Origin of the sequence: Streptomyces sp. NPDC057253 (assembly GCF_042669125.1) — a bacterium.
Lineage (GTDB): Bacteria > Actinomycetota > Actinomycetes > Streptomycetales > Streptomycetaceae > Streptomyces.
In genome coordinates this window covers 84,032-108,577 of sequence record NZ_JBHUXV010000020.1, presented here as the reverse complement: position 1 = coordinate 108,577, position 24,546 = coordinate 84,032, and the positions used below count along the sequence as shown (strand labels likewise).

The 24,546-nt window shown below is 71.4% G+C and carries 25 protein-coding genes; 7 read left to right on the top strand and 18 right to left on the bottom strand.

What is annotated here, in order from left to right; genetic code table 11:
• Nucleotides 1–642 precede the first annotated feature (642 nt).
• Nucleotides 643–1,467 carry an NAD(P)H-binding protein gene (locus tag ACFULQ_RS14115; RefSeq protein WP_383542776.1) on the bottom strand — a complete coding sequence of 275 codons (825 nt, stop codon included), beginning with the start codon at nt 1,465–1,467 and terminating at the stop codon, nt 643–645.
• A gap of 99 nt (nt 1,468–1,566) precedes the next feature.
• Between ACFULQ_RS14115 and ACFULQ_RS14110 the strand changes: the two genes are divergently transcribed.
• A complete protein-coding gene (locus tag ACFULQ_RS14110; protein WP_383542748.1) occupies nt 1,567–1,941 on the top strand; it encodes a winged helix-turn-helix transcriptional regulator in 375 nt (124 codons plus the stop codon).
• Between the two features lie 18 nt (nt 1,942–1,959).
• On the opposite strand, the gene ACFULQ_RS14105 is transcribed toward ACFULQ_RS14110, so the two are convergent.
• On the bottom strand, nt 1,960–4,470 hold the full coding sequence (locus ACFULQ_RS14105) for a tetratricopeptide repeat protein (RefSeq protein ID WP_383542745.1): 2,511 nt from the start codon (nt 4,468–4,470) through the stop codon (nt 1,960–1,962).
• 60 nt (nt 4,471–4,530) lie between these two features.
• Between ACFULQ_RS14105 and ACFULQ_RS14100 the strand changes: the two genes are divergently transcribed.
• Nucleotides 4,531–5,037, top strand: a complete 507-nt coding sequence (locus tag ACFULQ_RS14100) for a DUF2165 domain-containing protein (protein ID WP_383542742.1) — start codon at nt 4,531–4,533, stop codon at nt 5,035–5,037.
• On the opposite strand, the gene ACFULQ_RS14095 is transcribed toward ACFULQ_RS14100, so the two are convergent.
• The 3 genes from ACFULQ_RS14095 to ACFULQ_RS14085 all read right to left on the bottom strand — a co-directional run bounded on the left by ACFULQ_RS14095 (nt 5,030) and on the right by ACFULQ_RS14085 (nt 9,183).
• Nucleotides 5,030–5,590, bottom strand: coding sequence for a hypothetical protein (locus ACFULQ_RS14095; RefSeq protein ID WP_383542740.1), 561 nt, complete (start codon nt 5,588–5,590; stop codon nt 5,030–5,032). The genes ACFULQ_RS14100 and ACFULQ_RS14095 overlap by 8 nt on opposite strands.
• Before the next feature lie 79 nt (nt 5,591–5,669).
• The gene (locus ACFULQ_RS14090; RefSeq protein ID WP_383542737.1) at nt 5,670–8,282 is read right to left on the bottom strand and encodes a bifunctional FO biosynthesis protein CofGH; all 2,613 of its coding nucleotides are present in this window, start codon (nt 8,280–8,282) and stop codon (nt 5,670–5,672) included.
• 58 nt (nt 8,283–8,340) lie between these two features.
• Nucleotides 8,341–9,183 (bottom strand): LLM class F420-dependent oxidoreductase, encoded by an 843-nt coding sequence (locus ACFULQ_RS14085; protein ID WP_383542734.1) that lies wholly within the window; start codon nt 9,181–9,183, stop codon nt 8,341–8,343.
• Nucleotides 9,184–9,415: 232 nt separating this feature from the next.
• On the opposite strand from ACFULQ_RS14085, the gene ACFULQ_RS14080 reads away from it, so the two are divergent.
• The gene (locus tag ACFULQ_RS14080; protein ID WP_383542731.1) at nt 9,416–10,579 is read left to right on the top strand and encodes an FAD-dependent oxidoreductase; all 1,164 of its coding nucleotides are present in this window, start codon (nt 9,416–9,418) and stop codon (nt 10,577–10,579) included.
• Nucleotides 10,580–10,610: 31 nt separating this feature from the next.
• Here the strand turns inward: ACFULQ_RS14080 and ACFULQ_RS14075 are convergent, their stop codons facing one another.
• The gene (locus ACFULQ_RS14075; RefSeq protein ID WP_383542728.1) at nt 10,611–11,057 is read right to left on the bottom strand and encodes an excalibur calcium-binding domain-containing protein; all 447 of its coding nucleotides are present in this window, start codon (nt 11,055–11,057) and stop codon (nt 10,611–10,613) included.
• 413 nt (nt 11,058–11,470) lie between these two features.
• Between ACFULQ_RS14075 and ACFULQ_RS14070 the strand changes: the two genes are divergently transcribed.
• Nucleotides 11,471–11,974 (top strand): hypothetical protein, encoded by a 504-nt coding sequence (locus ACFULQ_RS14070; protein WP_383542725.1) that lies wholly within the window; start codon nt 11,471–11,473, stop codon nt 11,972–11,974.
• Between the two features lie 13 nt (nt 11,975–11,987).
• Here ACFULQ_RS14070 and ACFULQ_RS14065 read toward each other — a convergent pair whose 3' ends face one another.
• From ACFULQ_RS14065 to ACFULQ_RS14055, 3 genes are read right to left on the bottom strand one after another with little or no spacing between them, the layout of a single operon-like run.
• Nucleotides 11,988–12,269, bottom strand: a complete 282-nt coding sequence (locus ACFULQ_RS14065; RefSeq protein WP_383542723.1) for a hypothetical protein — start codon at nt 12,267–12,269, stop codon at nt 11,988–11,990.
• Nucleotides 12,266–12,541, bottom strand: coding sequence for a hypothetical protein (locus ACFULQ_RS14060; protein WP_123989945.1), 276 nt, complete (start codon nt 12,539–12,541; stop codon nt 12,266–12,268). Before ACFULQ_RS14060 ends, ACFULQ_RS14065 begins: the two co-directional genes overlap by 4 nt.
• Before the next feature lie 50 nt (nt 12,542–12,591).
• Entirely contained in the window at nt 12,592–13,023 is a 432-nt protein-coding gene (locus ACFULQ_RS14055) for an ATP-binding protein (RefSeq protein WP_383542719.1), read from the bottom strand.
• 203 nt (nt 13,024–13,226) lie between these two features.
• Here ACFULQ_RS14055 and ACFULQ_RS14050 point away from each other — a divergent pair, with 203 nt between their 5' ends.
• Both ACFULQ_RS14050 and ACFULQ_RS14045 read left to right on the top strand, forming a co-directional pair.
• Entirely contained in the window at nt 13,227–14,081 is an 855-nt protein-coding gene (locus tag ACFULQ_RS14050) for a helix-turn-helix domain-containing protein (protein ID WP_383542717.1), read from the top strand.
• A gap of 10 nt (nt 14,082–14,091) precedes the next feature.
• Nucleotides 14,092–14,256 (top strand): DUF397 domain-containing protein, encoded by a 165-nt coding sequence (locus ACFULQ_RS14045; protein ID WP_383542714.1) that lies wholly within the window; start codon nt 14,092–14,094, stop codon nt 14,254–14,256.
• A 4-nt stretch (nt 14,257–14,260) separates the two neighbouring features.
• Here ACFULQ_RS14045 and ACFULQ_RS14040 read toward each other — a convergent pair whose 3' ends face one another.
• Together ACFULQ_RS14040 and ACFULQ_RS14035 are read right to left on the bottom strand one after the other, a co-directional pair.
• Nucleotides 14,261–14,617: a DoxX family protein gene (locus tag ACFULQ_RS14040; protein WP_383542712.1), complete on the bottom strand. Its 357-nt coding sequence runs from the start codon at nt 14,615–14,617 to the stop codon at nt 14,261–14,263.
• 88 nt (nt 14,618–14,705) lie between these two features.
• Nucleotides 14,706–15,524: an endonuclease/exonuclease/phosphatase family protein gene (locus ACFULQ_RS14035; RefSeq protein WP_383542709.1), complete on the bottom strand. Its 819-nt coding sequence runs from the start codon at nt 15,522–15,524 to the stop codon at nt 14,706–14,708.
• A gap of 93 nt (nt 15,525–15,617) precedes the next feature.
• Between ACFULQ_RS14035 and ACFULQ_RS14030 the strand changes: the two genes are divergently transcribed.
• Nucleotides 15,618–16,052 carry a nitroreductase/quinone reductase family protein gene (locus tag ACFULQ_RS14030; protein WP_383542707.1) on the top strand — a complete coding sequence of 145 codons (435 nt, stop codon included), beginning with the start codon at nt 15,618–15,620 and terminating at the stop codon, nt 16,050–16,052.
• A gap of 60 nt (nt 16,053–16,112) precedes the next feature.
• Here ACFULQ_RS14030 and ACFULQ_RS14025 read toward each other — a convergent pair whose 3' ends face one another.
• From ACFULQ_RS14025 to ACFULQ_RS13995, 7 genes are all read right to left on the bottom strand, one after another.
• Nucleotides 16,113–16,649: a DUF3455 domain-containing protein gene (locus ACFULQ_RS14025; RefSeq protein WP_383542705.1), complete on the bottom strand. Its 537-nt coding sequence runs from the start codon at nt 16,647–16,649 to the stop codon at nt 16,113–16,115.
• A gap of 136 nt (nt 16,650–16,785) precedes the next feature.
• Nucleotides 16,786–18,198, bottom strand: coding sequence for an aldehyde dehydrogenase family protein (locus tag ACFULQ_RS14020; RefSeq protein ID WP_383542702.1), 1,413 nt, complete (start codon nt 18,196–18,198; stop codon nt 16,786–16,788).
• Nucleotides 18,199–18,407: 209 nt separating this feature from the next.
• Nucleotides 18,408–20,138, bottom strand: coding sequence for an amidohydrolase family protein (locus ACFULQ_RS14015; protein ID WP_383542700.1), 1,731 nt, complete (start codon nt 20,136–20,138; stop codon nt 18,408–18,410).
• Between the two features lie 94 nt (nt 20,139–20,232).
• Nucleotides 20,233–21,351, bottom strand: coding sequence for an LLM class flavin-dependent oxidoreductase (locus ACFULQ_RS14010; protein ID WP_383542697.1), 1,119 nt, complete (start codon nt 21,349–21,351; stop codon nt 20,233–20,235).
• Nucleotides 21,352–21,472: 121 nt separating this feature from the next.
• A complete protein-coding gene (locus tag ACFULQ_RS14005; RefSeq protein WP_383542694.1) occupies nt 21,473–22,243 on the bottom strand; it encodes an SDR family NAD(P)-dependent oxidoreductase in 771 nt (256 codons plus the stop codon).
• 11 nt (nt 22,244–22,254) lie between these two features.
• The gene (locus ACFULQ_RS14000) at nt 22,255–23,169 is read right to left on the bottom strand and encodes an LLM class F420-dependent oxidoreductase (protein WP_383542691.1); all 915 of its coding nucleotides are present in this window, start codon (nt 23,167–23,169) and stop codon (nt 22,255–22,257) included.
• Entirely contained in the window at nt 23,166–24,395 is a 1,230-nt protein-coding gene (locus ACFULQ_RS13995; protein ID WP_383542688.1) for an amidohydrolase family protein, read from the bottom strand. The genes ACFULQ_RS14000 and ACFULQ_RS13995 overlap by 4 nt, the downstream gene beginning before the upstream one ends.
• Nucleotides 24,396–24,546 lie beyond the last annotated feature (151 nt).

The window sequence follows — 24,546 nt, the reverse complement described above, 5'->3', positions numbered from 1 at the left end:
TCGACGGGGGGTGCGGGGTTCAGGGGGCGTGTGAGGATGCACCGCTATTGACCGAAAGGCGCGGGCGGCCGTCGCGGAGGCCGCCGTCACGGAGGCCGCCGTCGCGGGGGCGTCGTCGCGGGGGCGTCGTCGCGGAAGCCGCGTCGCGGAAGCCGCGTCGTGGAGGCCGCCGTCGCCGAGCCGCGATCAGCGAAAGGTGGCGGCGTTGCGGGTCGCGCACTCCGCGCAGGAGCCGGGCGGGCGCCCCAGCACCGCGCCGCGATCAGCGAAAGGCGGCGGCGTTGCGAGCCGCGCACCCCGCGAAGGAGCCGAGCGGGCGCCCCAGCACCCCGCCGCGATCAGCGAAAGGCGGCGGCGTTGCGAGTCGCCCACTCCGCGAAGGAGCCGAGCGGGCGCCCCAGCACCCCGCCGCGATCAGCGAAAGGCGCAGGCGTTGCGAGTCGCGCACCCCGCGAAGGAGCCGGGCGGGCGCCCCAGCACCCCGCCGCGATCAACGAAAGGCGGCGGCGTTACGGGTCGCCCAGTCCGCCAAGGAGCCGGGCGGGCGCCCCAGCACCCCGCCGCGATCAGCGAAAAGCGGCGGCGTTGCGGGTCGCCCACTCCCCGAAGGAGCCGGGCGGGCGCCCCAGCGCCCCGCCGCGATCAGCGAAAGGCGGCGGCGTTGCGGGTCGCCCAGTCCGTGAAGGAGCGGGGTGGGCGGCCGAGGATCCGCTCGATGTCGGGGCGGACTCGCCGTAGTCCCTCCGGCGGGGCGCCGAGGATGTCGAGAGTGGCGTCCGCGACGGGCTCGGGCATGAACCGCGTCATCTCCGCCCTCGCCTCGGCCCGGCTCTGCTCGACGAACCGCACGGGCTCGCCCAGCGCGTCCCCGATCGCGGCGGCCTGCTGCCGCGGGGAGACCGGTACCGGACCGGTCAACTCATGGACCAGCCCGGCATGTTCGGCATCCCGCAGCGCCACGGCGGCCACCTCGGCGATGTCGTCCGGATCGACCGTCGGCAGCGCGACGTCCCCGAAGGGTGCCCTCACCGTCCGCTCGGCGCGCACCCCGCCGGCCCACTGGAGGGTGTTGGAGTGGAAGCCGCCGGGCCGCAGCATGGTCCAGCCGAGCCCTGACCGCCGTACGGCGTCCACCGGCGCGGAGGGGTGGTCGCCGGTGCCGACCCCGAGCGACGACAGCAGGACCACCCGCCGGACCCCCGCGGCACGGACCACTTCCAGGACCTGCCCGAGGTCACCGCCCGCCGCCATGAAGTCGCCGGAGGTCAGGAGGAACAGGGACTCCGCGCCGTCGAGGGCCGGTTTGAGGGTCTGGGGTGTTGCGAGGTCGGCCCGGTGATGCCGCACCCCCGCAGGGATCTCGCCGGGGCTTCGCCGGGACACGGCCGTGACCCTCTCCCCCGCCGCGAGCAGCGCCTTCACCAGCGGCCGTCCGACGTTCCCCGTAGCACCGGTCACCACGATCATGTTGCTCCCCTTTTCCGAGGTTCCTGTGGACACACGGCGACGCTACTGTCGGGAAGACAGTGAGTACCTAGAGGAAAGCAATGGACGAAAGGGACCCACGTGACGGAGATCACACCCGCGAACGCCTGTCCCATCGCCCCCGTGGTCGACATCGTCTTCAGCCGCTGGACCACACCGGTCCTGTGGACCCTGCACGAGTACGGCCGCCAGCGCTTCGTGGAGTTGCAGCGCCGCATCGCCACCATCACGCCCAAGGTCCTGACCCAGCGCCTGCGCCAACTGGAACGCGACGGCTTGGTCCACCGCACCTACCACGCGGAGGTCCCGCCCCGGGTGGAGTACGAGATCACCGAACTCGGCCGCAGCCTGGCCCCGTTGTTCGCGACGCTCGCACAGTGGTCACCGAATCTGGAGAGGGTGGAGGAGGCGCGGCGGGCCTATGACCTGAGGGGGACGGACGGGGACCGCGTCTGAGGAGCATCGCGGCAAGGATCAGGGCCGGGGCCGGGGTTCTCCGGCGGCCCGGCGCACCTGCTCCCGCACCGCACCCGCCCGCTCGTCGTCCGGGCTGAGTTCGCATGCGCGGTCCGCGTCGGTGAGGGCCAAGTCGATGGCGCCGAGGGCGAGATGGGCCTCGGCTCGACGGCACAGGGCCCAGGTGTAGGCGGGGTTGAGACGCACGGCGCGGTCGAGGGCGGTGACGGCCTCCTCGTGACGGCCGACGGCGGCCAGGGCGGCGCCCCGGCTCGCGTGGGCGGAGGCGTAGTCGGGGTCGAGGGCGAGGACGTGGTCGTAGTCGCGGAGGGACTCCTCGACGCGGCCGGCGTTGCGGAGCGCGTCGCCGCGTTCGCAGCGGCCCCAGGGCCAGTCCGGCTGGAGGGCGACCGCTCGGTCCAGGTCGGCCAGTTGGCGGACGGGGTCGCCCAGGCCCCGCCATACGCGGGCGCGGCGGACCAGGGCCCAGGTGTAGTCGGGGTTCAGGTCCAGTGAGCGGTCCAGGTCCGCCCGCGCGGCCTGGAGGTCGCCCCGGGTCAGGTGGACGGCGCCCCGGGACGCCCAGGCGAAGTGGTGGGCGGGGTCCAGCTCGATCCCCCGGTCCAGGTCCCGGAGCGCCTGGTCGGGGTGGTTCAGCACCCGGTGGTACTCGCCGCGGACCGAGTGGGCGGAGGGGCTGTCCGGCTCCAGCGCGAGGGCGTGGTCGAGGTCGTCGACCGCCGCCTCGTAGTCGCCGAGTTCGCCGCGGGCGTAGGAGCGGCCCCGGTAGGCGCGCGCGAGCCCGGTGTCGAGTGCCACCGCCCGGTCGTACTCGCGCAGTGCCTCCTCCAGCGCGCCGAGGCGGCGCAGCGCGGTGCCGCGTACCACTCGGGCGTGGGCCTGGGCCGGTGCGTCGAGGCCGGCGCGGGACAGCAGTCGGTCGAGGGCCGCGGGCACTCCGCCCTCGGTGAGCGCGCGGGACAGTTCGCTGCCCCACCGGGACACCGCCTCCGTGTCGCCGTCCCGGCCCGCGTCCAGCAGGACCCGTGCCCAGCGGGCGGCGGTGGCGTCGTCCGTGTCGCAGGCGGCGGTGAAGTCCCGCAGCACCTCGGGCAGGGCGGCGCGGGCCTGGGTGCACAGCAGGTGGTAGGACTCGGCGAGGCGCAGCTCCCGCCAGCTCTCGTCCGTCCACAACTCCCGCTCGCCTCGGCCGACTTCGCACTCCGCCCGCCACTCGCCGAACTTCCGTGCCAGGCCGCTGTGTTGCTGTGCCCAGCCGCGCGGGGAGCGGCCCCGCTGCATCCGCAGCATCGCGTCCCGTACCAGGTCGTGGTAGTGGAGCCGGTCGCCGCGGTCGACCACGAACGGCAGGGCCCGCAGCCAGGCGAAGAGCGCGTCCGCCTCGCCGTCCTGGCAGTCGACGGCCGCCCGGAACACGTCCATGTCGAGCTGGCGGGGCAGCGCGCACGCGAGGGCCGCGGATCGCCGTACGGGATCCTGCTCCCACCTCAGGAAGCGTTCCACGGCCGTGGCGCTGGGGTCGCCGATGTCGTCGGGGTCGGTGGGGCGCTGCTCGGCGAGGGTGGAGACCAGGACGGGCAGCCCGCCCGTGAGCCGCAGGACCTCCTCGACCACCGGCTCGGCGACGACCCCCTTGCCCGCCAGCAGCCCCCGCGCCTCCGCCTCGGTGAACGGTCCGAGGGGCACGTCCGTCATGAAGTCGGCGAAGGCGCCCCAGCGGGCGGTGTCGAAGGGGCGCTGGCCTGCCGTCACCACGACGACCGTGGCGGGGAGGGTGCCGTGACGGTCGCCGGTCATCACCTCGTGCAGCCAACCGTCGAGGAACGGGCCGGTCCGTTCGTAGGTGTCGAAGAACAGGACGATCCAGGGGGCCGTGGCCGCCGCGTCGGTGAGTTCGTTCAGCAGCACCGGAGTGAGCACCGACTCCGGCTGCATCACCAGGTGAACGTCTTCCTGGCTGCGCAGGCGCGCACTCAGCCGGGCCCGCAACCGGTCGGCGCCCTGGGCGAGTTGAGCTGCGTCAAGGACTCCCGCGAAGGCACCGGCCCCCGGCACCATCCCCAGCCCGGCCAGTCCCGCCCGCGCCACGACCATACTGCCCGCCGACGGTCCCTCCGGCTCCTCCTCAAGGCCGGCGACGGCGGCCTCCGCCTCATGCCGACGCTCCCGGTGAGCGGCGAGGAGCCGCTCCAGTTCCTTGAACCGGCATCCCTGGGCCCCGAGTTGCCGACTGATCGCCGCCATCGCCTCCAGCACACTGCCGACACTCTCGTCGACGTACGCCGTCAAGGCCCCCTTGTCCCGGGCCAGTTGCTCCATCTCCCGAACCAGAAAGGTCTTCCCGACCCCGGCGTTGCCGTGCACGTGGAACAGGAACCGGTGCCGCTCGTCCTCCGGCGGGAGGTCGAAGTTCGTGCGGAACGCGGCTCGTTCAGCGCCCCGGCCGACGAATCCGGCCCGCCTGCGCTGTGCGATCAGCTCCTGCATCGTCAGCCGTGCCCTCGTCATGGCCATCATTCTGTCTCACGGTCTGGATCACACCCTCGGATCCCGGGGAAGATGGCCCCCATGGCATCGACACCCCCACGCACCCCCCGCACCGCACTCCACCTCTCCGCCACCCTCCTCACCGCGAGTGTCGCGCTCTACACAGCGCTCGTCGCGTTCGGGAACATTACGGACTTCGGGACCAATCAGGCGTTTGTGCAGCATGTTCTTGCGATGGACACGACGTTCAAGGACGACGATCTGATGTGGAGAGCCGTCACCAGCAAGGGACTTCAGAACACGGCGTATGTGGCGATCATCGTCTGGGAGACGTTGGCCGCGCTGGTGCTGATCTACGGCACCTGGCTGTGGGTGCGGCGGGACGACCAGGCCGCCCGGCGGTTCTCCACCTACGGGCTGCTCATGCTCATGGTGCTGTTCGGCGCCGGGTTCATCGCGGTCGGCGGGGAGTGGTTCTCCATGTGGCAGTCGGACACCTGGAACGGGCTGGACGCGGCCCTGCGGGTGTTCGTGTTCAGCGGGATCGTCCTGCTGGTGGTCAACCTGCCCGACCGCAGCGCTAGTTGACGACGACGACCTTCGTCCCCGTCTCGCCGAACGTCCACAGTGCCGAGCCGTCCGCCGTCTTCATGCGGATGCCGCCGGTCTGTGTGCCGCCGGCGGGCGGGGGCGAGGAGCCGTCCACCGCGTTGGAGAAGGCGACGTTGACGCCGTCCACCGCCGTGAAGTAGACGATGTGCTCGATCCGCACGCCGTCGGAGCCGGTCGTCGGCTCGCCCCGGCGCAGGGAGACCGAGTAGGTGCCGGGGGCCGGGTCGACCGTCCCCGGCCACACCGCGAAGGTGCGCCGGGCCGCCTCGCTCGCGTCGACCAGCCACACCCGCTTCTCGCCGAGCGAGTAGACGATCCGGCGGCCGGTGCCGGAGGCGTCCGGGAGCGCGGTCGCGGACGGTTCGGGCCGCGGGGACGCGCTCGGGGACGCCGACACGCTGGGCCTGCTGGTGAGGGCCACGCTCGGCTTGGTTCCCTTGTCGGCCTGTACGGCCAGGACGACGACAGCGGCGACCGCCCCCACGGTCAGACCCGTCACCCAGACCTTCGGGGCTGGCACGGCACGCATCTCCTCGGCTAAGGATCCCCGTCGAACGGGGGTCGGATCATCGTACCGGCCCCCGTCTCGGCGCCTGTCCAGAGCGCTGTCAGTCCAGCAGCGGCAGCAGCTCCGGCAGGTGCCCGTCCGAGGCCCGGGCCGCCTGCTGCCGCTCCTCGGGCACCTCGCCGTACAGCGTCGTGCGCGGACGCGCGGGCCGACCCGCCGCCTCCGCCACCGCGATCAGGTCCCGCACCGACTTGTACGAGCCGTACGACGACCCCGCCATCCGCGAGATCGTCTCCTCCATCAGGGTGCCGCCCAGGTCGTTGGCGCCGGAGCGGAGCATCTCCGCCGCGCCCTCGGTGCCGAGCTTGACCCAGCTGGTCTGGATGTTCGGGACCCAGGGGTGCAGGAGCAGCCGGGCCATCGCCGTGACCGCCCTGTTGTCCCGCATCGACGGACCCGGCCGCGCGATGCCCGCCAGATACACCGGGGCGTTGGTGTGGATGAAGGGGAGCGTCACGAACTCCGTGAAGCCGCCCGTGCGTTGCTGGATGCCGGCCAGGGTGCGCAGGTGGCCCAGCCAGTGGCGGGGCTGGTCGACATGGCCGTACATCATCGTCGAGGTGGAGCGGAGGCCGACCTCGTGCGCGGTCTCGATCACCTCGATCCAGGTCGCCGTCGGCAGCTTGCCCTTGGTGAGGATCCAGCGGACCTCGTCGTCGAGGATCTCGGCCGCGGTGCCGGGTATGGAGTCGAGGCCCGCCTCCTTGGCCGCGGTCAGCCACTCCCGGATCGACATGCCTGTGCGGGTCGCGCCGTTGACGACCTCCATCGGTGAGAAGGCGTGCACATGCATCCCGGGCACCCGGGACTTGACCGCCTTCGCGATGTCGAAGTACGCCGTCCCCGGCAGGTCGGGATGGATGCCGCCCTGCATGCAGACCTCCACCGCGCCCACCTCCCAGGCCTGTTGGGCGCGGTCGGCGACCTGGTCGAGGGAGAGGGTGTAGGCGTCGGCGTCGGTGCGGCGCTGGGCGAAGGCGCAGAACCGGCAGCCGGTGTAGCAGACGTTGGTGAAGTTGATGTTCCGCGTGACGATGTACGTCACGTCGTCGCCGACCACCGACTTGCGTACGTCGTCGGCCACTTGACACAGCGCGTCCAGCGCGGACCCGTCCGCGTGCAGCAGCGCGAGGGCCTCCTCGTCGGTCAGCTTCGTGGGGTCGTCGGCGGCGGTCCGCAGCGCGTCCCGTACGTCCGTGTCGATGCGCTCCGGGACCATCCCGGGAGCGGCCGCCTCGCGCAGGGCGCCCCAGTCGCCGTAGACCTCGTCGAAGTCGTCGCGGCGGTCGGACGTACGGCCCTCGGTGTCGATCGTGGCGTGCAGATCCGTACGGCCGGACGGGACGAAGACCTCCTCGGGCTCCTGCCAGGGAAGGCCCTGCGGAAGCGCGTCGGGGCGCGCGAGTCCGGTGGCGGGGTCGGCGAGGGCCGCCACGTGAGGCCGCAGCCGGGGATCCAGCCACGGCTCGCCGCGCTGCACGAACTCCGGGTACACGCAGAGACGTTCCCGCAGTTCGAATCCGGCGGCGCGCGACCGCTCGGTGAGCTCCTCGATCTGCGGCCAGGGGCGCTCGGGGTTGACATGGTCGATGGTGAGCGGGCTGACCCCGCCCCAGTCGTCGATGCCCGCCCCGATCAGCCGCTCGTACTCGCTGTCGACGAGGTTCGGCGGGGCCTGGATGTTGGCGGCCGGTCCCATGATGAGCCGGGCGACGGCGACCGCGGCGACGAGTTCGTCCAGCTCCGCGTCCGGCATGCCGCGCATCGCGGTGTCCGGCTTGGCGCGGAAGTTCTGGATGATCAGCTCCTGGATGGAGTGGTACGACCGTGCCGTGCGCCGGAGCGCGAACAGGGACTCTGCGCGCTCCTCGTACGTCTCCCCGATCCCGATGAGGATGCCGGAGGTGAAGGGGACGGAGGAGCGGCCGGCGTCCTCCAGCACCCGCAGCCGTACGGCGGGCTCCTTGTCCGGGGAGCCGTGGTGGGGGCCGCCGGGCTCGGACCACAGCCGGGTGGCCGTGGTCTCCAGCATCATGCCCATGGAGGGCGCCACGGGCTTCAGCCGCTGGAAGTCGGTCCAGGAGAGCACGCCCGGGTTGAGATGCGGCAGGAGCCCGGTCTCCTCCAGGATGCGGATGGAGATGGCCCGCACGTACGCGATCGTGTCGTCGTAGCCGTGCGCGTCCAGCCACTCCCTGGCCTCCGGCCAGCGGTCCTCGGGCTTGTCGCCGAGGGTGATCAGGGCTTCCTTGCAGCCGAGCGCGGCGCCCTTGCGGGCCACGTCGAGGACCTCGTCCGGGGACATGAACATGCCGTGACCGGCCCGGCGGAGCTTGCCGGGCACGGTCACGAAGGTGCAGTAGTGGCACTTGTCCCGGCACAGCCGGGTGAGGGGGATGAAGACGCTCTTCGAGTACGTGATGACACCGGGGCGGCCGGCCTGTTCGAGGCCGGCGTCCCGGACACGGGCGGCGGAGGCGGTGAGGTCGGCGAGGGCCTCGCCGCGCGCTTGCAGCAGGACCGCCGCTTCTGTCACGTCCAGGGCGACGCCGTCCCGGGCACGTTTGAGAGCGCGACGCATGGAGTTCTCGGTGGGGCCGGTACCGCTGGGGCGGTCGGTGGAGCCGGTTCCGGAGGTCGCGGAGGTCGTCATCCTTCGAGCATACGAGCGGTGTGATCAGGACGGAGGGGCTGCCCGGAGGTGGGTGACGTCACACCCCATCACCGCCGTTCTCGACATAACGGGCATACTCGTCCAGCGCCTTCAGCACCTCGCCCTCCCCCGCCGGGGGCAGCTGCACCACGACCTCCTCGATGCCCAGGTCGGCGTAGTGCGCGAGCTTGCCGGGGTTCGGGAAGACGGCGTAGGGGACGACCTGGAGGGCGGCCGGGTCGCGGCCGGCGTCGGACCAGGCGGCGCGCAGCACGGGCAGGGACTCGGTGAGGCCGCGGCCGCCGATGGGGAGCCAGCCGTCGGCGTACTCGACGATGTGGGAGAACAGCTTGGGCCCGGCGGCGCCGCCCACGAGGGTCCGCCGCTGGATCGGCTTGGGGAAGGCGTGGCTGGCCCGGACGCTCCCGAACTGGCCCTCGTAGGCGGTCGGTTCGTCCGCCCACAGGGCCGCCATGAGCGCCATCCGGTCGCGGACCAGCTCCCTGCGGGTGCGCCACTCGACGCCGTGGTCGGCGGCTTCCTCGACGTTCCAGCCGAAGCCGAGGCCGAGGGTGAAACGGCCGCCGCTGAGGTGGTCCAGGGTCGCGATCTGCTTGGCGAGGTCGATCGGGTCGTGCTGGGCGACGAGCGTGATGCCGGTGCCGAGGCCGAGCGACTCGGTGACGGCGGCGGCCTGGCCGAGCGCGACGAAGGGGTCGAGGGTACGGCCGTACTCGCGCGGCAGGTCGCCGCCGGCGGGGTACGGCGTGGTGCGCTCGACGGGGATGTGGGTGTGCTCGGGCAGGTAGAGCCCGGCGAAGCCCCGCGCCTCCAGCTCACGGGCGAGCCGGGTCGGGGTGATGGTCTCGTCGGTGAGGAAGATGGTCACGGAGATTCGCATGGGTGCATCTGTACCGGGCGGGGGCCGGGATGTCCATACCGACTGGTCGGCATTACTGGTCGGGGGTGCGGTGTCGGGGTCGGTGTGGGTGGTCGGTCGGGGCTGTAGGTGTGGCGTCGGCGGTCTGTCGGGGCTGTGGGAGCGGTGTCGGTGGCCTGTCGACGGGGGCCCGGAACCTTGCTGGAGACGGCCGGCCGGAGATCACCGGGCGGCCCCTCCCGAAGGAGCCACCATGACGAACAGCCATGCCCTGAAGAGCCCCTTGAAGCGCCCCGTCACGATCATCGGCGCCGGACTCGGTGGCCTCACGCTCGCCCGCGTCCTGCACGTCCACGGCATTCCGTCCACCGTCTACGAGGCGGAGGCCTCCCCGTCGGCGCGGGCGCAGGGCGGAATGCTCGACATCCACGACTACAACGGTCGGCTCGCGCTGGAGGCGGCCGGGCTGGCGGACGAGTTCGCCGGCCTCGTGCTGGAGGGCCGCGAGGCGGCACGGCTGGTCGCCCCGGACGGGACCGTGCTGTTCGACCAGCCCGACGACGGCACGGGCGGCCGTCCCGAGGTGCAGCGCGGTGAGCTGCGGCAGCTGCTGCTGGACTCGCTGCCGGCCGGCACGGTCCGCTGGGGCCACAAGGTCAGCGGTACGCGTGCGCTCAGCGGGGGCCGCCACGAGGTGACCTTCGCGGACGGCTCCGCGGCCGTCACCGACCTCCTGGTCGGCGCGGACGGCGCGTGGTCGCGGGTCCGGCCGCTGCTCTCGGCCGTGGTGCCGGAGTACACCGGCATGTCCTGCGTCGAGGTCTACCTGCACGACGCCGACACCCGGCACCCGGCCGGCGCGAAGGTGGTCGGGGGTGAGGCGCTGTACGCACTCGCGCCGGGCAAGGGTTTCGTGACGCACCGGGAGAGGGGCGGCAACCTGCACACCTACGTGATGCTCGCGCGGCCGCGGGAGTGGTTCGCGGACATCGACTTCACGGACTCCGCGGCGGCCCTCGCGGGGATCGCGCGGGAGTTCGCCGGCTGGGCCCCGGAACTCACGGCGCTGATCACCGACGCCGACACCGCGCCGGTGCTGCGTCCCCTCGCCGCCCTGCCCGCCGAGCACCGGTGGGAGCGGGTCCCCGGAGTGACCCTGATAGGCGACGCCGCCCATGTCGCCGCCCCGAACGGCGAGGGCGCCAACCTCGCCATGCTCGACGGCGCCGAACTGGCCCGGTCCCTCGCGACCCACCCCGACGACATCGAGACCGCGCTCACGGCGTACGAAGAGCCCATGTTCCCCCGCAGCGCGGAAACGGCGGCCGAGGGCACGGAGCTGTACGCGCTCATGTTCGGCGAGAACACCCCGCACGCCTTGATCGACATGTTCACGGGCCAGAACCGGACCGACTGACCACTGCGCCCAACTCCGTCTCCCTGCGCGGTCAGGGCCCCGCATACGGCTCGCAGGCCACACCGTCACCGTCCCTGTCGAGATGCGGGCCATACCCGGGGTCGCCGCGGTGGAGCGGAGCAGCACCGGCGGCCCGGGCCTCGTCGCAGTTCTCGTAGTACACGTCAGGGGCGGGGGCCGTCGTTACCGCTTCGGGAGCTTCGGCCGTCTCCGTCACGGTCTTGGTGGGAGAGGGAGGGGGCGCGACGGTCACGGTCTCGGTGGCCGTGACCGTCGGAAGTTCGACGCGGTGCGTGGGGAGTCCGGTGGTGGAGACGCCGACTGCCGGAGTTGCGGAGGACACGGGGGAGCCGGGCTCACCGTCAGACGGATCGACGGCGCTGAGGATGCTCCCCAGGAGCACAAAGGCGGCGAACAACCCCAAGGCTACGGCCAGGATCCTGCCCAACAGGCCCGTGGAGGCCCACTTCCTTCGCATGCGCCACACGGGGCCACGTCGTCTGCCGTTGCCGGTCATCGCAACGTCCTGTGCTCGATCAGATCCGGTCTTCAGTTCAGCACCTGGCCCGTCGGACCGCATGTCGGAGCAGCCGTGACGCCGCTGACGCCGCTGACTCAGCCACCGCCCAACAGGCCCGGCGTGCGCGAACGGCCTGGCCGTCGGACGCTGAAGCCATGAACAGCCCGCCCCCCTCAGGCCCCCCTGAGGGACCACTGCGCACCCAAGCCCGCGACGATGCCGCTCATCCACCGCATCCCGCGCGCTCACGCAGAGGCGTCCTCACCCATGCGGGAGCGGCACTTACCGGCCTATTGGCCGGTGTTCTGATAGGTGTCACAGCGGACTCCGGTGCGGACAAGGCGGCTCCTTCGGCGACGGCCACGATGACAGTGACCAGCGCACAGACCGTCATCGCCACCCCCGGAGCAGACGAGGCGTCGGCCCCCGCACCTTCGGCACCGAAGCCGTTCGCCTTTGGAGACACCTGGAAGCTGAACAATGTCGACCCGGCCAAGCCTTTCGAAGGCAAGCTGACGGTGCTTGGCTACAAGCAGGGCTTCACGTCCGTCGGCAAGGCCGACGAAGAGGCCGGTGCGCCTGGGTATGTGTGGGCCTACACCGACCTCAAACTGTGTGGCGTCAAAGGCTCGTACACGGACAACACGACCAGTTGGACGCTGTACTACAGCGACGGCAGCCGCATCAGCCCGTCCGGCACCACCTACGGTGACTTCCCGAAGCCGGAGTTTCCGTTCGAAATCACGGTGACCGCCGGCAAGTGCGCCCGCGGAAAACTGGTGTTCCCCGTCCCCGGCGACAAGCGCCCTGAGTCCGTGCTGTACAAGCCGGAAGGCTTGGACGAACCGCGGGAGTGGACCGTCCCCAAGGCGTAGTGGGGCGAGTGCCTCAGTCCACCAGCTGTGGATCACGGAAGTAGTAGACGACGGTGATCCCCAGGCCCGGTGTGTGGGTGTAGACCACCGTGATCGCCTCCGCCGAGTCGGGGGCGAGGGGGGTGGTGTACGTGTACTCGACGGACGGAGGGCGCCAGCCGGGGATCTCGCGGCCCACCGCAGGGTCCCGGGCGATGGCGGTGAGTGCCTCGCGGACCCTGTCCCGCTCCCCGTCCGTCAGATCACCGAACGCCTTCCTCGCGGGCTCGGCCTCCTCCAGCGGGGTCTCGTTCACGTACGGCCGCCTCCGCCACGGGCGTCTTCCAGGGCCGTCATGATCTCGGAGGAGTTCCTGATCAGGACCCGGTGCCGGTAGGCGCGGACCACTGCCGCGGCGCCCGCGAAGTCGTTCGTCGGGGAGGCTCCTATGGCTGCCGCCAGTTCCTCCTCGAAGCGCTCGCGGTCACCGGGGAAGCCGTAGCGGCTGAGCGCGCTGCGCAGGTCATTCACGGTCCGGATCTCCGGGAGGGGCATCGCTCCCCAGCCGTGCTCGGGCTGTGCGCTCATGGTCGGCTCCTGGTGAACAGCGGTCGCTCCACCTCTCAGTATGGCCCGGCTCACCTCCCCGGCACCCCGCACTCCGCCCACAGCAGCTTGCCTCCTCTCGACGCGCCCAGTTCGCGCAGTACCGAGACGCCCGTCGTGTCCGCGCAGGCCCTCACCAGGTGCAGGCCCCTGCCGTGCTCTGCGTCCAAGGCGGCGGGGGGCTTGTCCGTCGTGAAGGCGGTCGGGACCCGGGGGTCCGTGTCCCAGACCGCCACCCTCACCCTGCCGGGGGACGGGGAGAGGAGGCGGAACGCGTAGGGGCCCTTCGTATGCAGATGCGCGTTCGTCAGGAGTTCCGCCGCGAGGAGCTCCGCGGTGGGGGTCAAGTCCGGGAGGTCGTGGGCGGCCAGGATCAGGCGCAGGGCGCCCCTCGCGATACCCGGTGCGCGTGGATCGTGCGGAAGATGCAGGGTGTAGTTCCAGGACGGGGATACGGTGGCCAACGGAAGTCTCCGATCACCGAGGGGAGTTGGACGGGTGCCTGGTGTCTCCGCCGTGGCGTCCCACGGTGCGCTTCCAGGTGGGGTGGCGCCTGCAATGACGATAGGGGGTTCGCAAAGGTGCTTTGCGGCACTTCGAAGGATCTCGGCCTCTTCTCCCTCGTGTGGGTGACAAACCCGCTGGACGCCCGGTGGGAGGAGATTCCATGACGCCACGCCCCGCGCCCACGGCCCGCCGTGTCCGGCTCGCCACGGAGCTGCGCAAACTCCGGGAGCGGGCCGGTCTGACCTCGACCGAGGCAGCCCAGTTGCTCGGCACGAGTTCGGGTCAACTCAGCAACGTCGAGTCCTCCCGGTTCGGCGTGAGTCCGGAGCGCGTGCGGGCGATGGCCGCCCTCTACTCGTGCACGAACCAGCCCTACGTCGACGCCCTGGCCGAGATGGCGGCCGAAAAGTCCCGAGGCTGGTGGTGGGAGGCATATCGCGAGGTACTGCCCTCGGGGCTCCTCTCGCTGGCCGAGCTGGAGCACCACGCGACGGCCCTGCGAACCGCGTTCACCGCCCACATCCCCGGCATGCTCCAGACGGCCGAGCACGCCCGGGAGATCTTCCGCCAGGCGATCCCGGCTCCCACGCCGCCGGAGGTCGAGCACCGCGTCTCGCACCGCATCAAGCGGCAGGACTTCGTCTTCCGGGCGGACCCGAATCCGTACAGCACGGTGATCCATGAGGCCGCCCTGCACATGCGGGTCGGCGGCCGGCGGGTGGCACGGGAGCAACTGCGGCATCTGATCGACATGAGCCTGCGGGAGCACATCACCCTTCGGGTGCTCCCCTTCGACGTCGGGGCGTTCCCCGGGTCGGGACAGTCCATCAACTACCTCTGCGGGCCCGTGCCACTGCTGGACACCGTGCAGTTGGACCAGTTCCACGGTCCGATGCTCATCGATGCCGAGGCCCATCTGGAGAAGTACCGGCGCCTCTTGGACGTCGTGGAGGCCCTGGCCCTCAGCCCGGCGAAGTCCCGCGACCTGATCCACTCCATCGACCAGAACCTGTGAAGGAGCCCAGATGACCACCGACACCTGGCGGAAGTCCTCCTACTGCCAAGAGGGCGAGGCCTGCGTCCACATATCCACCGACCCCCACGGAGTCCACATCACGGACTCCGACGCCGCCGAAACCGTCGTCACCGTCAGCCCCGCCGCCTTCGCCGCCCTCCTCAAGTCGCTCTGAGCTGTCACCACGGGCCGTGGTCGGCCAGGCCCAGAACCAGCACCGCCACCGCCGTGGCCAGGAACACGATCCCGCCCACGATGTCGCGGGAGCCCACCCGCACATGGGCGACGATCGCGCCGATGAAGTACAGGACGAGGCCGGTCGCGGCGAGCGTGCCCAGGAGGGGGACGGCGAGACCGGCCAGGAGACCCACCGTGCCCGCCGCCAGCAGCGTGCCCAGGACCGGGACGTACTTGCGGGGTATGCCCTTCATGTCCGCCTGGGTCTTCGGGTACTCGTGACCGATCAGGTAGGTGACGGCCGCGGCGCCGTTGAAGACCGCGCCGAGGAGGGTGACCGTGAGATAGGCGGCGAACACTGAGATCCCCGTTCTGTGGACGTAGACGTGGTACTGCCGCCAGGACGACGAGCGGGCGACGCGGTCTGTGACATCGCCCGGCCATCGCTCAGGCCCGCGTCGACGCCAGGTCCGCCACCACCGCCGCGTGGTCCGACGGCCACACCCCGTCCACGGGGCCGTCCCCCGCCCGCCGTACGCCCTGGACGTGGCCCAGCCCCCCGGGCCCCGGCGGACCCACGTGGATGTAGTCGATACGGACCGGCGGGTCCACGCGGATGTACGGATTCGCCGGGTCCCACGTGGCCGACGCGGCACCCGGGTCCGCGTACTCCCAGGCGTCCAGGAACAGTTGGTCCGGTGCGGCCGGGGCCGTCTTGTAGCCGCCGAACAGGCGGATCTCGTCGGAGTCGGGCCAGGCGTTGAAGTCGCCGGTGATCACCGGCGGGAAGTCCGTGCCCGAGCGGTGGGCGGCGACGAACTCCGCCAGCGCCGTGACCTGTTGGCAGCGGACCGCGGAGGCGGTCGGCGCCGAGGTGAGATGGGTGGTGAAGAAGGGGATCTCGTACGACGGTCCCGCGAGCCGGGCGTGGAAGGCCAGCCGGCCGTCGTCCAGGTCGGCGGGGACGGGGAGTTTGAGGACCGCCTGGTCCAGGACCGGCCAGCGGCTCAGTACCGCGTTGCCGACCTCCACCCCCGGCTCGCCGATCCGCCGCTGCCAGCGCTCCGAGGCCGGTGAGGGCGCCCACGCCCAGTGCAGGCCCAGTTCGCCGGCCAGCCACTCCGCGAGGTTCTCGGTGCCCGCCGACCACACCTCCTGGAGGCCCACCACATCCGGCCGCAGGTCCCGCAGCACCGCCAGGATCGCCTTCTGCCGCTGTTCCCACGGGCCGAAGCGCCACCACAGGTTCCAGGTCACCACACGCATCGCCGACTCCCCTTCGTCGCCCGGCCCGCACCCTGAGATCATCGAGGCCGCCGATCACCCTACGGAAGACGAGCGACGGGAGCCTCAACGACCATGTCCCGCACCCCCGAGCGCCCAGCCCCCGACCCCGAGGGCCGGTCCCGCGCCGCCGACCGCAAGTACCGGGCCGCCGCGGCCCTCCAGCGCCGGCTCAATCCGCTCATGCGGCGGCTGCCCCTCCAGACCGTCCTGGAGACCACCGGCCGCAGCTCGGGACTCCCGCGCCGGACCCCGGTGGGCGGCAAGCGGATCGGCGACTCCTTCTGGCTGGTCTCCGAGTTCGGGGAGCGCTCGCAGTACGTCCGCAACATCAAGGCCGACCCGCGGGTCAGGGTACGCATCCGGGGGCGGTGGCACCGGGGGACCGCGCATCTGATGCCGGACGACGACATCGCCGTACGACTGCGCTCGCTGCCCCTGGTGAACAGTGCGGCCGTACGGGCCATAGGGGCGGGGCAGTTGACCGTGCGGGTGGACCTGGAGGGATGAGAGGGGGTGGCCCGCCCCCATGGCGCCCGAGCCACCACCCCGTTCAGCGACTCACGCGTCTCACTTCGCCGGCTTGTAGAAGGCGTACGTCGCCGAGTAGGCCACGCTCACCTGGTCCGTGCCGGTGCAGGCGCCGGCCGGGGCCACGCCGCCCGCCGTGTTCAGGCGCTGTATGTAGGAGACGCCCCCGAAGACGCCCGCGCCCCGGGTGGCGGTGGCCTGGAGGAGGAGCTCGGGGATGGTGCCGGTCTTCGGGGAGTTGGCGATCGCGGTGGCGTTCACCGCGCTGCCGTCCACCGTGGACACCCAGACCGGGCCCCGGGAGTGCAGGGCGATCGCGCGGCCTCTCCTGTCGAACAGGGTGGCGGCAGGCTCGAGGAGCTTCCAGGCACCCTCGGTGCAGGTGCACGTCTGCACGCCCCGGGCGGCGTACACGGCGGTCAGCTTGTTGCCGTCGGGCACCTTGAGGGCCGCGGGGGCCTTCACGGGCTTGGGCGCGGGGTCCGAGGGGGTGGCGTAACCGGTGGCCGCACCCACGAGGGCGGTCGCGGCGGCGAGACCGGCGGTGGCCAGGGCAAAACGCTTGGTGAGCTTCAAGTCAGTTCTCCGGAACGGCATTTGACTGGTAGTCAGGGCGACGACATCGATGTCCGCCGCCCTTCGCTCCGGGACTCTACGGGCCCACGCCCTGGTTACCGGCCAGTTGGCCGAACTCCCTCCCCGGGAAGCCGGCTCACCCCGGCCACACGATCGACTGCACCTCGCTGTAGGCGTGCAGCGCGTACGATCCGCAGTCCCGCCCGACCCCGCTGCGCCGGAACCCTCCGAAGGGCGCCTCCATGTTGCGGCCGACCGTGTTGACCCCGACGCCCCCGGCCCGCAGCCGCCGGGCCACCCGGAAGGCGCGGGCGACATCGGAGGACCAGACGTAGTCGATCAGGCCGTAGTCGCTGTCGTTGGCGAGGGCGATCCCCTCCTCCTCGTCGTCGAAGGGGGTGACGGTCACCACGGGCCCGAAGATCTCCTCCCGGACCACCCGCATCTCCGCACCGCACTCGGCGAGCAGGGTCGGGGCGACGTAGAAACCCCGGTCCACGGAGGGACGTTCGCCGCCCACGACCACTGACGCGCCCTCCTTGCGGCCGAGTTCGACGTACGACTCCACCCGCTCCCGGTGCGCCGCCGAGATCAGGGGCCCGACCACCGTCCCGGTCTCCCGCGGGTCCCCCACCTTCAACCTCCGGGCGTAGGCGGCCAGTTGCTCGACCAGCCGCTCGTACACCGGCCGCTGTGCCAGCACGCGCGTCGGCGCCGTACAGATCTGTCCGCTGTAGAAGGAGAAGGTCGTGCCGATGCCCGCCACGGCCGAGGCGAGGTCGGCGTCGTCGAGGACGACCGCCGCGCCCTTCCCGCCCAGCTCCATCAACTGCCGCTTCATGGACCGTCCGCACACCTCGCCGATGCGCTGTCCGACCGCCGTGGAACCGGTGAAGCTGACCATGTCGACGTCGGGCGAGTCGACGGCGGCCTCGCCGACCTCCACCGCGCTCCCGCCGACCACGTTCACGACCCCGCGCGGCACGCCCGCGGCCTCCAGCGCCTCGGCCATGCGGAAGACCGACAGAGGGTCCTGTGGGGCGGGCTTCACGACCACGGTGTTGCCCATGGCGAGGGCGGGGGCGATCTTCCCGGCGGGGTTCGCCCAGGGGTTGTTGTAGGACGTGATGCAGGTGACGACCCCGACGGGCTGCCGGACCGCCAGCGCGCCCATCACCGCGGCTCTTCCCATCGGCCCGGCCTCGTTGATCTGCGGCGGGATCGCCCACTCGGCGGGCTCGACCTGCGCGTACCGCCGGAACCGGGCGGCCGCGACACCGACCTGCATTCCCCGGGCCGTGCCAGTGGTCGCCCCGGTCTCCGCCTGGGCGAGTTCGGCGTACGGCAGCAGGCGGGAGCGGATGAGGTCGGCGGCCCGGGCGAGGATCGCGGCGCGCTCCCCCGGTGCCGTGCGCGACCACGGCCCGAAGGCCTCGCGGGCCGCGGCACCGGCCGCGTGCACCTGATCCCGCGAGGCCTCCGGGGCCCACCCGACGGTCTCCTCGGTGGCCGGATCGACCACCGCGTAGTACCCGCCGTCGGGGGCCACCCACTCACCACCGACGAACAGCGGCTGGCCCTCCGTGGAGGCGGGGCCCGAGCCGGGGCCTGAGCCGGCCGAGGACCTGACCGAAGCCGGGCCCCGTGCCCCGCCCGCGGCACGTCCTGGCGACCCGCCCGCGGCGCCTTCTGGCGTCCCGCCCGAGGCCCGGCCCCGCGTCCCACCCCCGGATTCCGCCTCCGCGCTGTCCGGTGCGCTCACCTGGTGCTCACCGTCCGTGTGTCGCGTCCGGACCGCAGTACCCGGCCCGGCACGGCCCCGCTCACCACGTCGTCCCGGATCGCCTCGACCCCGTTGACCCACACGGCCCGTATCCCGATCGCCTTGGAGTCCAGCCGCGGACTGTCACCCGGCAGGTCGTGCACCAGGGTGGCCGTGCCCGCGGCGATCCGCTCCGGGTCGAAGAGCACGAGGTCCGCATGGAAGCCCTCCTCGATCCGGCCGCGCTCCCGCAGCCCGAAGAGCTGGGCGGGATCGTCGGTGAGCATCTTCACGGCCTGCTCCAGCGAGGTCAGTTTCCGGCCGCGCAGACAGTCCCCGAGGAAGCGGGTGGTGTACGGCGCCCCGCACATCCGGTCCAGATGCGCGCCGGCGTCGGACCCGCCGAGCAGCACGTCCTCGTGCTGCCAGGCCTCGGCGCGCATGGCCCAGGACGCCGGGTCGTTGTCGGTGGGCATGGGCCACAGGACCGTACGGAGGTCGTCGGCCGCGCAGATCTCGACGAGCGCGGCGAACGGCTCAAGGCCGCGCTCGGCCGCGATGTCCTCCACGACCCGCCCGCTGAGCCCGCGGTTCGTCTCGCTGTAGGTGTCGCCGATGACGTACCGCCCGAAGTTGGTCAGCCGCCGGAAGACCCCGGCCTCCTTGGCCTGGGAGTGCCGCAGCAGGTCCTTCTGTACGGCGGGGTCGCGCAGCCTCTCGATCCGCTCGGGGACGGGCAGCCCGAGCACCGGCCCCCACCCGGGGATCAGGTTCAGGGCGCAGAAGGTCCCCAGGGACATGTTCATCGGGGTGAGGATCGGCATGGTCAGGGCGACGACCCGGCCGCCCGCCTTGCGCGCCCGCTCACTCGCGAACAGCTGCCTCGGCACCCGTTCCGGGACGGCCGAGTCGATGGTCAGCACGTTCCAGTTGAGCGGCCGCCCCGCCGCCGCGCTCATCTCCACGAACAGGTCGATCTCGGCGTCACTGAACTGATCGAGACACCCGGCGACGATCGCCTCGATCTGCGTCCCCTCGTGCTCCCCCACGGCCCGGGAGAGGGCCAGCAGTTCGGCGGGCAGGGCGTGCCGGGAGGCGACCGGTTTCCCGTCCCCGTCGGAGTGCGTGGAGGACTGGGTGGTGGAGAAACCCCAGGCACCGGCGTCCATGGCCTCATGGAACAGCCGTAGCATCTCGGCGAGTTGCTCCTCGCTGGGCTGCCCGCCGACGGCCTCCGGCCCCATGACGTACCGGCGCAGAGCGCAATGCCCCACCATGAACCCGGCGTTGACGGCGATCCGCCCTTCGAGCGCGTCCAGGTACTCCCCGAAGGAGTTCCAGGACCAGGGCGCGCCCTCCTCCAGCGCGACCAGCGACATCCCCTCGACCTTGGACATCATGCGGCGGGTGTAGTCGGCGTCCTCGGGACGGGCGGGGTTGAGCGGCGCGAGCGTGAACCCACAGTTCCCGGCGGCGACGGTGGTCACGCCGTGGTTGAGGGAGGGGGTGGCGTACGGGTCCCAGAACAGCTGGGCGTCGTAGTGCGTGTGCGGATCGACGAACCCGGGCGCGAGGACGAGCCCGGAGGCGTCCTCGCTCGACCGGGCCTCTTCGGTGACGTGACCGATGACGGCGATCCGACCGTCCCTGACACCGACATCGGCGACAAAGGCAGGCGCACCGGTCCCATCGACAACGGCCGCACCTTTGATGACGTGATCGAGCATGGAGCTCACCTCCTGGCTCACGGTGGGACTACCTACCTAGGGGCGCGGGGAACTGCGCGACCAGCCACAACGCACCCGCACACCGCAACGGCGATTACGCGGCACCCCGGAACCGGGACGTCCGATGCACAGGATCCGTGTCGATCTTCGGAATCACGTGCTCCCCGATCAACCGGATCGTCTGCAGCGTCTCCTCCTTCGGAACCCCCACCGGCAGCCCGAAGCTCAACTGATCCGCCCCCGCCTGCTCCCACCGCTTGCACTGCCGGACCACCTCGTCCGGGTCCCCGCAGATCAACAGTTCCTCCTCGATGAGGACTTCGACGAACTCCGCGGTGTACTCGGGCAGCGTCTCCGGCCACACCGGGAACCCCTCGGGCCGCGGGAAGGTGTCGTGGTACCGGAACACCAGCGAGGGCAGATAGTGCAGCCCCCCGTTGACGGCGATCTCGATCGCCTCGTCGTGCGTCGGCGCACAGATCGCCGTCGTCGTCACCATCACGTTGTCGTTGACGAAGTCCCCGATCGGCTCGGCGTCCACCACCGCCGTCTTGTACTGCTCCAGCACCCACTCCATGTCGGAGACCTTCTGCACGCTGAAGCCCAGCACCCCGAGCCCCTTGCGGGCGGCCATCGCGTACGACGGCGGCGAGCCGGCGGCGTACCACATCGCGGGGTGCGACTTCCCGTACGGCTTGGGCAGGACCTTGCGCGGCGGCAGCTGCCAGTGCTTGCCCTGGAAGCCGACGTACTCGTCCTGGAGCCACATCTTGGGGAACTCGGCGATGGTCTCTTCCCAGATCTCCTTGGTGTAGTTCATGTCGGTGACGCCCGGTATGAACCCGAGGATCTCGTGCGACCCGGCCCCGCGCCCGCTGCCGAACTCGAAGCGGTTCTCGGTGAGATGGTCGAGCATGGCCACCTTCTCGGCGACCTTCACGGGGTGGTTGACCTGAGCGAGGGGGTTGAAGATCCCCGACCCGAGATGGATCCGCTCGGTGGCGTGCGCCAGATACCCGAGGAAGACATCGTTCGCGGAGAGGTGCGAGTACTCCTCCAGGAAGTGGTGCTCGGAGGCCCAGGCGTACTTGAAGCCGGACTTGTCCGCCTGGATGACGTACTCGGTCTCCTCCATCAGCGCCTTGTGCTCGGCCAGCGGGTCGGTCTCGGCACGCTTGCCCACGTATCCCTGTACAAAGAGCCCGAATTCCAAGGAGGTTCACCGTCCCCAGTTGTTTCTGACAGTCCGTCAGATTGCGAATCTGCCGCCGACTGTGGCACCGGCCGCACAAGGGGTCAATAGCTGATGGTCAGTCAGATGTGCTGCCACGGCTTCAGATGACGGAGACCCCGGCCAGCCAGCCCCCGTCGATCACGAACGGCTGCCCGGTGATGTACGAAGAGTCCGCCGAGGTCAGGAACAGCGCCAGCGCCGCCACCTCCTGCGGCCGCCCGATCCGGCCCAGCGGCACGACCTTGCGGTAGAACCGGTCGAGCCCCCGGGAGGCCTCCTCGCCGTCCGCCGACGGGTCCAGGACGGCCGGGTTGGACATCGCGGTGTCCACGGCCCCCGGGCACACGGCGTTGACCCTGATCCCGCGCGGCGCCAGCTCCAGCGCGGCGACCCTGGTGAGCCCGAGGACGGCGTGCTTGGAGGCGGCGTACGCGCCCACGCCCGCCATCCCGGTGACCCCGGTGTAGGAGGCGGTGTTCACGATCGTGCCCCCGTCGGACATGACCGGCCCCACGGTCTTCATGCCCAGGAAGCAGCCGACCTGGTTGACCTGCAACACCTGCATGAACTCCGCGAGAGGGGTGTCCAGCAGGGTGTTGAAGCGCAGGATCCCGGCGTTGTTGACCAGCCCGTCGATACGCCCGTACTCCTCGACGGCGGCCTGCACCGCCCGCCGCCAGTCGGCCTCCTGGCCCACGTCGAGGTGGAGGTAGAGCGCCCCGATCTCCTCGGCGAGCGCCTTGCCCTGCTCGTCCAGCACATCGGCCACGACGACCTCGGCGCCCTCCGCCCGGAACAGCCGGGCCTCCTGCTCCCCCTGCCCGCGCGCCGCCCCGGTGACGAGCACGACACGTCCGTCCAGCTTGCCCATGCGGTGACTCCTCAGAGGTGGGGTCCGATGTCGGCGCCGAACGCCGTGATCTGGTCGGTGAGTTCCTGCCGGTCACGGCTGCGGAACCGCACCTGGACCTGGTCCACGCCCATCGCGCGGTAGGCGCGCAGGGACTCGGCGAGTGCGTCGGGGGTGCCCTTCAGCGTCCGCCGGCCCACGTCCCACGCGGGCGTGCCGACGTACAACGGCTCGGCGATGGCCCCGACGACGAACGGCCCTTCCAGGCGCGCCTCTTCCCGCAGCCGCCGTATCCGCTCGATCTGCGCGGGCAGCCGGTCCCGGGGGTCGCCCTGGGGCAGCCAGCCGTCGCCCTTCAGGGCCGCCCGTCGTACGGCGGCCGGGGAGGAGCCGCCGACCCACAGCAGGACGTGGGACTGCGCGGGCCTCGGGCGCTGGCCGAGCCCCTCGAAGTCATAGAGCTTGCCGTGATGTTCGGGGAACTCCTCGGGGCCGAGGGCGCTGCGCAGGGCGTCGATCGACTCGTCGAGCACGGCTCCGCGGTGGGCGAAGTCGACGCCGAGCGCCTCGAACTCCTCCTGGACGTGCCCCGCGCCGACCCCGAGGACGAGCCGTCCGCCGCTGAGGTGGTCGAGGGTGGCGTACTGCTTGGCGGTGAGCAGGGGGTGGCGCAGGCCGACCACGGCCACGTGGCTGAGCAGCCGGACCCGTTCGGTCACGCCCGCCAGGTGGGCGAGGGTGGCGACCGGGTCGTACCAGACGGTGCTCATCGCGGGGGCGAGCCGGCGGGGGATCGCCACGTGGTCGCAGGCGGCGATGTAGTCGAACCCGGCGCGGTCGGCGGCGCGGGCGATCCCGACGAGGTCGGCGGGGGTCGCCTCGGCCTCCCAGGGCTCGGCGTAGATCGTGCTCTGGGACTGGATCGGGAGCTGGATGCCGTATCTCATGCACCGCTCCAGAGCCCCTCGGGGGTGAGCCCGAGCAGTTCGATGGCGTTGCCGCGGACGATGCGCTCCACCACGTCGGGAGCCAGGTGCCCCATCTGGGCCTCGCCGACCTCCCTCGACTTCGGCCAGGTGGAGTCGGAGTGGGGGTAGTCGGTCTCGTAGAGCACGTTGCCGACGCCGATCGCGTCGAGGTTCTTCAGGCCGAACGCGTCGTCGAAGAAGCAGCCGTAGACGTGGTCGGTGAAGAATTCGGACGGGGGGCGGTGGACCTTGTCGGCGACGCCGCCCCAGCCGCGGTTCTCCTCCCAGACCACGTCGGCGCGTTCCAGGATGTAGGGGATCCAGCCGATCTGGCCCTCGGCGTACATGACCTTGAGGTTCGGGAAGCGTTCGAACTTGCCGCTCATCAGCCAGTCGACCATGGAGAAGCAGCAGTTGGCGAAGGTGATGGTGGAGCCGACCGCGGGTGGGGCGTCGGCGGAGGTGGAGGGCATACGGCTGCTGGAGCCGATGTGCATCGCGACGACCGTGCCGGTCTCGTCGCAGGCGGCGAGGAAGGGGTCCCAGGCGTCGGTGTGGACGGAGGGCAGGCCCAGGTGCGGGGGTATCTCGGAGAAGGCGACGGCCCGTACGCCCCGGGCGGCGTTGCGGCGGACCTCGGCGGCGGCCAGCTCGGCGTCCCACAGCGGGATCAGGGTCAGGGGGATCAGGCGGCCCTCGGCCTTCGGGCCGCACCACTCCTCCACCATCCAGTCGTTGTACGCCTGCACGCACAGCAGGCCGAGTTCGTGGTCCTTGGCCTCGGTGAAGGTCTGGCCGCAGAAGCGGGGGAAGGTGGGGAAGCAGAGGGCGGACTGGACGTGGTTGACGTCCATGTCGGCGAGGCGGGCGGGGACGTCGTAGGAGCCGGGGCGCATCTGCTCGTAGGTGATGACCTCCAGCTTGATCTCGTCCCGGCTGTAGCCGACCGCGGTGTCGAGGCGGGTGAGGGGGCGGCGCAGGTCCTCGTAGAGCCACCAGTCGCCGAGCGGGCCGTCGTCGCCGGGGGCGCCCATGACGGGTTTGAAGCGGCCGCCGAGGAAGGACATCTCCTTCAGCGGGGCGCGGACCGTGCGGGGGCCGGTGTCCGCGTACTTCCTCGGGAGCCGGTTCTGCCAGACGTCGGAGGGCTCCACGGTGTGGTCGTCGACGGAGATGATCTTCGGAAGTGCCGTCGTGGTCTCCATGGCGCTCACGGTAGCGCCGATCTGACGGTCCGTCAGCTCTGCGGGCGGCGGCTGATGGCGGCGGTTCTTGTGCGGATGTGTGCGGAGAGTAGGTAAGAGGCTTGTGATATCCCGCGCGGCCTCCTGTGATCACGCTCTCCACAGCTGACGC